We start from the raw sequence: 10,092 nt of genomic DNA, 5'->3' as shown, positions 1-10,092 counted from the left end.
GGCAGCGCAGTGGACCGGCGCTCACAAGGGGCCGGCATTCTTCGCGTACTCCGACAACTATCTCATCGACGTGAAGTTCGGCGTCATCGTGGATGTCGGGGCCTCCCGCGCCATTCGCCAGGCCGAGGTCGGTGCAGCAAAAACCATGATCGAACGAACCGAGGAGCGCTTTGGTCTCAAGCCAGAGCGACTTGTCGGGGATACCGCTTACGGAGCGGCTCCGATGCTGAACTGGCTGGTCGAGGAGAAGGGCATCGCGCCACATATCCCTGTGTTCGATAAGTCGAAGCGGGATGATGGCACCTTCTCGCGGAGCGACTTTCGATATGACCCAACCGGGGACGTTTACCACTGCCCGGGTGGTAAGCGGCTTGGGACGAGCGGTACCGTGCACGAGGGCAAGACCCTTCTGTATCGTGCCAGCAAGCTCGACTGCGATGTATGCCCGCTCAAACCGCAGTGCTGCCCAAAGGAACCATCACGCAAGATCCCGCGCGATATCCATGAGCATGCCCGAGACGTTGCCCGGTCGTTCGCTGGCACCGAGGGCTTCGAGCTCTCTCGGCGTCAGCGCAAGAAGATCGAGATGAGGTTCGCACACTTGAAGCGCATCCTGAAGCTTGGTCGGCTCCGATTGCGAGGCCCGCAAGGTGCCCAGGATGAGTTTGTTCTAGCCGCCATCGCTCAGAATCTGAGGCGGTTTGCATCGCTGGTCGCACGACCGCCGCCGGCTCAGGTTCTGCGCATCGCGTAGCGTAGCGTCAAAGTTGCGTAAAATGCGTCAGGGCCAGCGCTTCAAAGCGCGGCTCAACAAAAGGCCCAGCGGCCAAATCCATTGCAGCCAACTTTTGCAACAAAATCGGCCCGTAGCTGACTTCCAACGGCGCTCGGCCAACGTCTGCTATGACCTCAACTCGGACATCCGAAAATCCTCTTTTCTGGTGCCCAAAAGCGGCGGAAAGCCGCTGGCTTTGATGCTCCTGGAATGGAATAATCCGTCTATACGGGCGATGATTTGAGCCGGTCGGCATTGGCTGGCGCATGGACTGAGTGAATGACCGCGCCTCCTCTGGACGCCGTGGCCGACCTCCACAAGCTGATTGCCGATCTCGAGCAACGGCTTGCTTCCAGTTTTGCTGCGCATGATGCGGCAACTGCACGGGCTGCGGCGACGGATGCCGAAAATGGCCGTCTGCGCGAGGAACTCGCCAACTTACGGGAGAGGCAGAATGCCAGTGCCCACATCCTCCGCACAATCGCCAGCGCCTCCGGTGATGCCGAAAGCGGACTTCAGCAGATCGCCGAAGCTACCGCGCGCCTCTTCCATGGTGCGAGCGTTGCTATCCGGATTGCCGCCGGCAACGAGTGGGGTCTTTCAGTCAGTTTTGGCGCGGGCATCGAGCGCATCACCGCTTTGGTACCAGAGGAGCAGCGGCGGCCAGGAGGCCGAAACCTGCCCGCGGTAGTTTTCCGGGAGAATCGACAAATTCATATCCCCGACATCGACAATATCGATGCGGATATGGCGGACTGGCCCGTGACATTAGCCCGCACGGTCGGCATTCGAACCGTGGCCGGTACGCCACTACGGCGCGACGGCAAAGCGATCGGAGCGCTCATCGTCCAACGCGATCGACTCGAACCCTTTACCGCAGATGAACTAGTGCTGCAACAAAGCTTCGCCGACCAGGCCGTGATCGCAATAGAGAACGCGCGGCTGTTCAACAAAACGAAGGAGGCGCTTGAGCGGCAAACTGCTTCAGCCGAAGTTCTTGAGGTTATCTCGTCCTCGCCTGGCGATCTTAAACCGGTATTTGAGCAGATGCTGGCCAAGGCCATGAGCCTGTGCAAGGCGGACTGCGGCTTCAAATAACAAATGGAGCAAGGCGCAATGCGGGCAGTTGTCGAAGCGGGCGTTCCGGCCGCCTTTGCTGAATACCGACGGCAAAACTTGCATACGGGAGGCGCGGCAACTCCGGCCGACGTGATGCGCACAACCAGGAAGCCAGCTCACGTCCATAATGCTCAGGAAAGCGAAGCCTACCGCAGCGGTAATCCTAATGCAGTCGCCGGTGTCGATTTGGGCGGCGCGCGCACCGTCTTGTATGTGCCCATGATTAAGAACGAGGACATCGTCGGCGTAATCAACGTTTACCGGCAGGAGGTTAGGCCATTCACCGAGGAGCAAATCTCGCTGCTTGAGAACTTCGCCAGCCAGGCCGTCGTTGCGATCGAAAATGCACGACTTTTCAACGAGACCAGGCAGGCGCTGGAGCAGCAGACTGCGACATCGGAGGTGCTCAGCATAATCAGCCGCTCAGGTGGGGATCTGGGGCCGGTCTTTGATGCCATACTTGGCAAGGCGATGCAGCTTTGCGATGCGAATTTCGGTGTGCTCAACACTTATGATGGGCACCGTTTCCATACCGCGGCCACATTCGGCTTGCCTCCAGCTTACGATGAGTATCGCCGGAAGCAGCCACTTGACTACGGTCCTGACACCGCTCCAGCGCGTCTGTTGAAAGGCGAACGTTCAGTAGCCATCGCTGACCTCGCCAAATCCAAAGCTTACCTCGACGGTGAACGTAATCGCCGCGCCTTGGTTGAGCTTGGCGGCGCGCAGTGCGTATTGGCAGTTCCCTTGCTGAAAGGCGGCAGCGTGGTCGGAAATGTTATGATCTTTCGGCAGGAAAATCGCCCTTTTACTGAGAAGCAAACAGCCCTGCTGGAGCAGTTCGCCGCGCAGGCGGTCATTGCTATCGAGAATACAAGACTTCTCAGCGAATTGCGTCAGCGCACCGCCGATCTGTCGAGATCATTGGATGAGCTGCGAACTGCGCAAGACCGCCTGGTGCAAACCGAAAAACTTGCTTCTCTCGGTCAACTTACCGCCGGAATCGCCCACGAGATCAAGAATCCTCTCAACTTCGTCAATAACTTTGCTGCGCTCTCGGCGGAATTGACCGCCGAACTCAAGGAGACCCTGGCTCCGGCTCCTCTCGACCATAAGATGCGCAGCGAGGTTGACGAACTTTCGTTGATGCTGAAGTCAAACCTTGAAAAGGTGGTACAGCACGGCAAGCGCGCCGATACGATCGTTAAGAATATGCTGCTGCACTCGCGAGAAGGCTCGGGAGAGCACCGGGCTGCCGATATCAATGCACTGGTCGATGAGAGTCTCAATCTCGCTTGTCACGGCGCCCGTGCCGAGAAGCCGCAGTTCAATGTGACCGTGCAGCGTGACTTCGATCCGCGCGCCGGACTAGTCGAAGTGTTTCCCCAGGAGATCACCCGCGTTCTGCTCAACTTGATCTCGAACGGGCTCCATGCGGTGGCCAGTCGTGTGGCTAGCAATAGCAGTGCCGACTTCGAACCACTAATCACTGCCCGCACACGCGCAAGCGAGGACCAAGTCGAAATACGTATTCGCGACAATGGCACCGGTATCCCACCGGAGGTGAAGGAAAAGATTTTCAATCCGTTCTTCACGACCAAACCGGCCGGCGAAGGTACAGGCCTCGGCCTCTCGATCGCCCATGACATCATCGTCAAACAGCATGGTGGCCGAATTGAAGTCACAAGCGAGCCGCAGCAGTTTACAGAGTTTGTGGTCTTCTTGCCTCGACACGGGAGCAATAGCCGATCTGGAGGAGAGTCGTGAGCACCTAGATCGTTGTCGTCGACGGCGAGCCCGATGTCGAGAGCATGTTCCGGCAGCAATTCCGCCGCGACCTGCGGGCGGGGCGGTTTCTCATGGATTCGCTCTGTCTGCTCCTGCGGCTCTCGAGCAGATGAAGGCGATACCGGATCCGTCACTAATCCTAATCCTGTCGGACATCAACATGCCAGCATGAGCGGGCTCGAAATGCTTCCAAAGGTAAAAGAAGCACGTCCTAACGTGCCCATCATCATGATTACCGCTTATGGAGACGCTGCAACCGTGAAGCGCGCAAGAGAACTTGGCGCCGCTGGATTACTATCCAAGCCGATAGATTTTGGACTATTGCGTCAGGAAATTGATCAACGCCTGGGAAGGACTGTGTAGTCTGCTAGTGGTCCGTTCGAGACGTGCCGGACCAGTCTAACCAGGTCCGCTCATCCGGCTAGAATGGAAGTCATGGCCTCACTGGCAAGCCGAACCGAAGGACCTCAGCTGACCTTTGCCGAGATTTTTGGCTTGCATCCAACATGGCCTAATTTCCCAACGTGGATGCCGCCTTTGCGCGCGCGGTTCAACTTGAAGCGCTTGCGGCAGACGAGTCGGATGCGGCCTTCAAAACCCAGTTGCAGACGCAAGCTCAAACCTATCGCAAGCTCGCGGCGAAACGCGCGCACGAATACGGCTTGCCGACGCTAAGCCCGTCGGAAGCTTTACCAACGAAATGAACGCTGAATGTCGCGCAGCGTTGCCTGCATACCGTCTGTGTAGCGACCGTGACTGAATGATAATCGGCAGCTAGTGACTGCAACCCTCAGAACTGCACCGTGCTCGTCGCGAACCTCAACCTGCACGACGCCATCTTGGCCTTTAGCCGTTAAGTCCCGCGCGGCTTCTCCAATAGTGCGGCGAGCCTCTGTGCGCGCAGCATTCAAGCCGGGCAGTTCGTGCCCTTCGTCGTCAATCGTCGCACCGTTATCGTCGTGGAAGTCGAAAAAATATCGCGGCATATCACCAGTGAGTGAATGGGTCCGCGTTCGTAAGCTAAGTTTGGCCTGTGTTCTCGCCCGGATGAATACGGTCTGTACGCCGGTGGGATTGGTCCGCAGAAACACGGAAGTGTAGTTGAATGCCGATCGCCCATCGGTCTCTGATTGCATTCCCTCCTGTCGGAAGAATGATGATCTTCGGATCCAGAGACGAGGTCCCGACACCAGGGTTAGGGCGGCTCAGCTCCTTCTTGCTTTCTCAAGCGCTGGGAGTCAGACTTGGTTGGCTGGGCCTCCGCCTAGCACATCAGGTATGATCGGCCCTCGGTACCGAGCACTAACTTTGGTCCGCTCACCTCTCGAAAGCGGATATTGCGGCCCTCTGGGTCGAGGTCGGCCACGGGCCAGACTCGGAAGTCCAACTACGCAATCGCGACTTCCGCTTGGAATTAGGCGTCCTCCGAAACCGATTAGCGCACGCCCAGTTGCGCCGTTTGCGGTCAAGGTCGGGACGTTTAGCTTCTATCAAACTAGGCCGCCGCCGTAGGTGTAGGTGACCCAGTTGCCGGCTTCGGGATTACCGCTGATGGCCCAGGCCGATTCCCAAAACGATGGCCTTCTGACGTAGCGCGCCCTCGGTTCGCTTGGTCATCTTCGCGATTTTGATCACTGGCGTCCGCGCCTTGGAGTGCGCCTTCAATTCTTTGATGTCTTCCTTCGTCCACTCACGTCGAACGGTTTTCTTTGCCTTCTTGGCCACTCTGCGCTCCTTCAATGTTGAGGCAGCCGTTTAGCACAAAGTGTGTAGCGCGCATCCTTGCGCGCATGTTCTCCAACCGACGGGGAGGGCCGCCGATATGAGCTGCTGTTCGTCTCCGACGGCACGCCGGTGAACGTACGCCGCATCAGGCAGTCGGCGCCATCAATCCAGGATCCGTTCAACTGAGACGAGGGGATGCACCGCCATGGCTAAGAAGTTATCGCAACACGATTAGCCATCGCGGATTGGTGACGAGGACCGAGACACACAAGACATAGAGAACCCGCTGGCTGACAAGGTCGGCGGGGCTTTTCGAGAGGCCGTAACTACAGAGCTTCTCCGGCAGTAGCCGCCAACAACGCCGCCTCATTGTGTGAACGCTATCGTGCATAGAGTTCCCAATTACTTAACGGTTATAAAGACTTCCGGTCCGGCCTGCCTTCGATAGCGAGTGTGGCAGGCCAGCTACAGCAAAGCACTCACGATTGAGTACTATTGCAAGGCAGGTGGGCGAACTAGCGACTCTTAAAACTGATTATCTCTGGGGAGACTCGAATGAAGAAACTTATTGCGGTTGCAGCCGGAACACTGGCTCTGGGCCTATCGGCTCCGGCCAGCGCGGCGGATATGGCAGCGCGTCCCTACACCAAGGCGCCCCCGATGGTCGCCGCGATTTATGACTGGAGCGGCTTCTACATCGGCGCCAACGGCGGTTGGGGCTCAAGCCGCAACAGCTGGGATTCGGTTGCCCCCTTCCTGGTGGGTCCCGAAGGTTCGCACGATGCAACCGGCGGGGTTGCGGGTGGTCAGGTTGGTTATCGCTGGCAGACTGGCACCTGGGTGTTCGGCCTCGAAGCGCAGGGTGACTGGGCCGACTTGCGAGGCAGCAACCTGAGCACCCTGTTCGGACCGGGCTTCCGCAACGATTCACGGATCAATGCGTTCGGTCTGTTCACGGGTCAGCTCGGCTGGGCCACCAACAACGTCCTGTTCTACGTCAAGGGCGGTGCTGCCGTAACTGACAATCGCAACCGGATCTATTCGACTGCGACTGGCGCTGTGCTTGCCACCACCGGCGATGACACCCGTTGGGGCGGCACCGTCGGGGTAGGCCTGGAATACGGCTTTGCCCCCGGCTGGTCGGCTGGTGTCGAATACGATCATTTGTTCATGCAGGATCGTACGCTCGCATTCACCGGTCCCGGTGGCGTAGCATTCGGTGCGGATCGCATTCGTCAGGACGTCGATCTCGTCACGGTTCGCGTGAACTACAAGTTCGGCGGCCCCAGCATCGGCCGGTACTGAGCAGTATCACTGGAAACAACAGGGGCCGGCTCTTTGAGCCGGCCTTTCTTTTTTGGGGAGATTCAAATGACCAAAACGTACCGACCGGTCGCCCCTTCGAAATTAGCCGACGAGCTAAACAGCGCATTTGCTTCGGCTGAACCCAATACCATTTGTATGGCCATTGGGGAGGGACTTGCCAACTTCAACATTGCCGAGATGGCAAGACAGACGGGTTTAGGCCGGCAGAGTATTTATCGAGCTTTCAAAACCAACACACAGCTTCCGAATTTTTCCACGGTCCTTGCTGTGCTCACGGCCATGGGCTTGCAGCTCAAAGTAACTCCCAAGGGCGAGCGATCCACGGCTGCCACGGCTCGCGCAACGAAGACGTAGTCAACACTTAGGGGGCGAGCTAGCGAGAAGCACGATCGCTAGGATGTCGAGAATTTATTTTTACAAACTGACGGTGGACAATGGCGCGGCCCCGTGCATTAGAGCAGGACTTCTTTCTTTAGCAATCTGCAAGCCTATGATCCGCAAGACTGCAAGGGAGGGGGATTTGATCTTCGGTTTTGCTGCAAATTCGCTTCATAAGGACAACCGGTTAATCTACGCGGCTCGCGTCACCCACGCCCTTCATAACGGGCGGTATTTCAAAGATCAGCGCTATGCCAATCGAGAGGATTGCATTTACACATTTAGAGGCGGTCGATATCAGCGTCGAAAGAGCGCCAAACACCACGACAAGCCGACAGACCTTCGACATGATCTAGGCGATTTCCCCCAATACTCACGGGCAAACGTGCTTTTGAGCGCCGATTTCCGATACTTTGGGAAGTCGGGTAGCGACATTTACAAGGCGAGGTTTCCAGCGGTCGCTAATGCGGTGAAGGAGCTTGGCCGCGGTCAGCGAGTAAGACTTAGACCCTCTCTTCGGCTCGAACTTGAGGCAATGAAGGATTGGATTTGGCTGGAAACACCAAGAAAGGTAATGGGCAATCCTTCTCGCTCTTCGGCGTCCAACGTTTGTCACCGCACTAAATCGTGCGGTGTTGCTTGAGCTTCGAACGGCGATTTTTTGATTTGTCTTTAGGCTCGGTTTGCCCGGATTTGGAGGTGCCAGATGCAAACGACGTTGCCCAGTCTCTCCTGCCTTCGTTGCGACAATCTGATCGCGCCATCCGGGAGTTTTAGCAAAATACCTGTTGCCCGGCGATACGAACATTGCATCCGTCGGTGCGAGCCTTGCGGCGTGGGTGCCTCAAATGCCAAGACGGCTGGAGCGCAGACGTGGATTTTTCGGGAGCCGCTCGACAATAGCCCGACGGAAATTCGCGATGGCGCAAAAACCGCGTTGAGAGGCGCTCTTAACCAGCGGAACCGGCAAACAAAGAAGCTAGGTTCGGTTTTTCGACTTCAGAGGATGCGATCACCTGGGTGGTGTTTGCTTATCTGACGCGCTCGCGAAAGCTCCTGCCCGCTCTAATGCGTGTGGGTCTGGTTGCACCAGAAGTCGGAAGCAAAAGCCCCACGGTCCTATTGTGGGGCGTCCCGATAAATGATCCCGAGCGAGGGAATTTGATCAAGGAAGAACTGCAGACGATCTGCAGGCACTTCAACGAACGTGAAACCTCATTCTCTGAGCCTGACGTAGTTGTTGATCTCGAAGATGGTGGACTGATTTTTATCGAGGCGAAATATCTGGCTGCAAACGACACTAAGCCTGCCAACTACTTGGGCTGGGTGAATTATGAAAAGGCTGCTTAAGCTGGGATTTCGACGGAGTTAGGCGTTCCGGACGTTATTAACTTGCCCGGAATTGGTGCTTGCTTAATCAGCTTGGTGGCGCCCGGCCTAGGACCTTGGTGAACTTAGCACCCGGCGCCTTGTTTTCCGCACCTGAAAGGGTGCTTTTAGATGGTTTTGCCGATGCCATAAAGGCGGGTCCAATTGCTAACTTCATGCGGCTGACTTGGTCCGATCTTCTAGATGACCTCAATGGGACACCAGCTTGGTTGGTTGGTTGGTTGAGTTCTGCCGAGGCCGTCGAGGTTTAATGAATTAGCCAATTGCTCGCTGAAGATACCTGAATTGACGATTAGACGCTCCTTTCGATGGGCCGATACCTACAAACGGTGGATTGGCGACCAGTTGTTCAAGAAGCGGGAAACGTCGCGATCCCGGTGCCCGAACATTCCCTCACCGATTGCTTTCGTTTCCGCCATACTCAAGCCTCGCGTGAGCCAAGCCCGGCGATCGTCGGTAATCCAAACGTACACCTGATGGCGAGCAGTCTTGCCGTGCAATTTATCGAGACGCTTGAGAAGCTCCTTAGGCCGGACTACTAGGTAGTCGCGACTTTTATTTTCAAAACCGAGCAATACCAAAACCCAAAAGTCGGCTGGTGACCGCGCGATTTTATTGCGGTCGAAAGAGAACCAAGTGCACGCTCGCAAATGCTGGCGCGTTGACGCGGCGAGTTTCATGATTGGTAGAAAGTCCCGTGAAAACTTCACTTGCAAAGTGACACTTCTAGAATGCCGCGCATTGGTAACTAAGAGATCGACGCCGGTATCCTTCGAAGGAAGCCAAACCCTCTTGTCCTTGAAGCTGGTCTCGATGTGCTGACCGACCAAGAATTCGCCAGCGTGGACGGTGAACATGGGACGCATTATTTCTCTCTATACAAAGACTGAAATCGGGTCTCCCACCACAGAAAGCAGGTAAAATCTGCTCGGGTGCTTAAATGCACAATGGCATACCTTTGCCAGACCAAGCCAGAGCCTGCCAGCTCGCGATATATTCGACCATCCAACCCCACAGCACACATGAAAATAAGGCGCCCAGGACGAGATCACCTTGGTGTAGGAGCTGTTGAGCGCTCAACTTCCAAGGCGGGGCGGATTTTCTCCTGTGGCGCAGCCCTACCAGCGAAGTGCCAAGAGGCTTGAGCTGCTGCCGGTTTGATGGACACCCGGTTAAGCTAATCCCACCTTGCGCTCGAACTCAACTGGACTGACGTACCCGATCGTCGAATGACGGCGGACGCCGTTGTACAACGACGTTTGAGAACGCCCACAGGACCGTTCTTCGCGAGGTTCTTTATCGGCATCATCCTTGGTTTGGGCGCCGAGTTTGCGTTCATGGGGCCATCGACAAGGCCGACGATGTCGTTTTTCGCTGCACCCTGGACGGATCGCAAGCAGACCGTTGGCTGGAAGTTCCCGCATGGATGTTCGACCGGACGGCATGCCATGACGCCGGGTTTCTGACAGCTCAGCCGCTTGTTAGGATCGATGTGTCAATCGGCGTTCAAATTTGACCCCGTATCGGCGTCCAATTTTGACCCCTTCGAGCGGCGGGTTTTGGCGGTAGCGCTCGCACCGTCGGAGCTGGTC

At 56.7% G+C, this 10,092-nt stretch carries 12 protein-coding genes and 2 pseudogenes; 8 read left to right on the top strand and 6 right to left on the bottom strand.

Annotated elements, in window-relative coordinates:
• Window positions 1-754, top strand: a 754-nt coding sequence (locus IVB36_RS20535; protein WP_247392841.1) for a transposase, incomplete at its 5' end; no start/stop codon positions are given.
• A gap of 7 nt (window positions 755-761) precedes the next feature.
• Here the strand turns inward: IVB36_RS20535 and IVB36_RS20530 are convergent.
• The gene (locus IVB36_RS20530) at window positions 762-1,031 is read right to left on the bottom strand and encodes a hypothetical protein (protein ID WP_247392840.1); all 270 of its coding nucleotides are present in this window, start codon (window positions 1,029-1,031) and stop codon (window positions 762-764) included.
• A 23-nt stretch (window positions 1,032-1,054) separates the two neighbouring features.
• On the opposite strand from IVB36_RS20530, the gene IVB36_RS40475 reads away from it, so the two are divergent.
• The 3 genes and pseudogenes from IVB36_RS40475 to IVB36_RS20520 all read left to right on the top strand — a co-directional run bounded on the left by IVB36_RS40475 (window position 1,055) and on the right by IVB36_RS20520 (window position 4,045).
• On the top strand, window positions 1,055-1,873 hold the full coding sequence (locus tag IVB36_RS40475; protein WP_346731055.1) for a GAF domain-containing protein: 819 nt from the start codon (window positions 1,055-1,057) through the stop codon (window positions 1,871-1,873).
• Between the two features lie 18 nt (window positions 1,874-1,891).
• Entirely contained in the window at window positions 1,892-3,661 is a 1,770-nt protein-coding gene (locus IVB36_RS20525) for an ATP-binding protein (RefSeq protein WP_346731054.1), read from the top strand.
• Between the two features lie 44 nt (window positions 3,662-3,705).
• Window positions 3,706-4,045 (top strand): annotated as a pseudogene (locus tag IVB36_RS20520) (response regulator).
• A 104-nt stretch (window positions 4,046-4,149) separates the two neighbouring features.
• On the opposite strand, the gene IVB36_RS20515 reads toward IVB36_RS20520, so the two are convergent.
• From IVB36_RS20515 to IVB36_RS20505, 3 genes are all read right to left on the bottom strand, one after another.
• Window positions 4,150-4,335, bottom strand: a complete 186-nt coding sequence (locus IVB36_RS20515; RefSeq protein WP_247392839.1) for a hypothetical protein — start codon at window positions 4,333-4,335, stop codon at window positions 4,150-4,152.
• Window positions 4,336-4,371: 36 nt separating this feature from the next.
• Window positions 4,372-4,818 carry a hypothetical protein gene (locus IVB36_RS20510; protein WP_247392838.1) on the bottom strand — a complete coding sequence of 149 codons (447 nt, stop codon included), beginning with the start codon at window positions 4,816-4,818 and terminating at the stop codon, window positions 4,372-4,374.
• 406 nt (window positions 4,819-5,224) lie between these two features.
• Entirely contained in the window at window positions 5,225-5,407 is a 183-nt protein-coding gene (locus IVB36_RS20505) for a hypothetical protein (protein WP_247392837.1), read from the bottom strand.
• 555 nt (window positions 5,408-5,962) lie between these two features.
• Here IVB36_RS20505 and IVB36_RS20500 point away from each other — a divergent pair.
• From IVB36_RS20500 to IVB36_RS20485, 4 genes are all read left to right on the top strand, one after another.
• Window positions 5,963-6,712, top strand: a complete 750-nt coding sequence (locus IVB36_RS20500) for an outer membrane beta-barrel protein (protein WP_247297738.1) — start codon at window positions 5,963-5,965, stop codon at window positions 6,710-6,712.
• Between the two features lie 66 nt (window positions 6,713-6,778).
• Window positions 6,779-7,087, top strand: a complete 309-nt coding sequence (locus tag IVB36_RS20495) for a putative addiction module antidote protein (protein WP_247392836.1) — start codon at window positions 6,779-6,781, stop codon at window positions 7,085-7,087.
• Window positions 7,088-7,130: 43 nt separating this feature from the next.
• Window positions 7,131-7,754, top strand: a complete 624-nt coding sequence (locus IVB36_RS20490) for a hypothetical protein (protein WP_247297734.1) — start codon at window positions 7,131-7,133, stop codon at window positions 7,752-7,754.
• A 380-nt stretch (window positions 7,755-8,134) separates the two neighbouring features.
• Window positions 8,135-8,461: a hypothetical protein gene (locus IVB36_RS20485; protein WP_247392835.1), complete on the top strand. Its 327-nt coding sequence runs from the start codon at window positions 8,135-8,137 to the stop codon at window positions 8,459-8,461.
• A gap of 359 nt (window positions 8,462-8,820) precedes the next feature.
• On the opposite strand, the gene IVB36_RS20480 is transcribed toward IVB36_RS20485, so the two are convergent.
• Together IVB36_RS20480 and IVB36_RS40470 are read right to left on the bottom strand one after the other, a co-directional pair.
• Window positions 8,821-9,366: a hypothetical protein gene (locus IVB36_RS20480; protein WP_247392834.1), complete on the bottom strand. Its 546-nt coding sequence runs from the start codon at window positions 9,364-9,366 to the stop codon at window positions 8,821-8,823.
• Between the two features lie 629 nt (window positions 9,367-9,995).
• A pseudogene (locus IVB36_RS40470) lies at window positions 9,996-10,092 on the bottom strand (IS21-like element helper ATPase IstB); the annotation flags it as partial.

This window comes from Bradyrhizobium sp. 35, assembly GCF_023073215.1.
Classification (GTDB): Bacteria; Pseudomonadota; Alphaproteobacteria; order Rhizobiales; family Xanthobacteraceae; genus Bradyrhizobium; species Bradyrhizobium canariense_D.
Note: the sequence above shows the minus strand (reverse complement) of the source record. Positions and strands in the feature narration are given on the sequence as shown.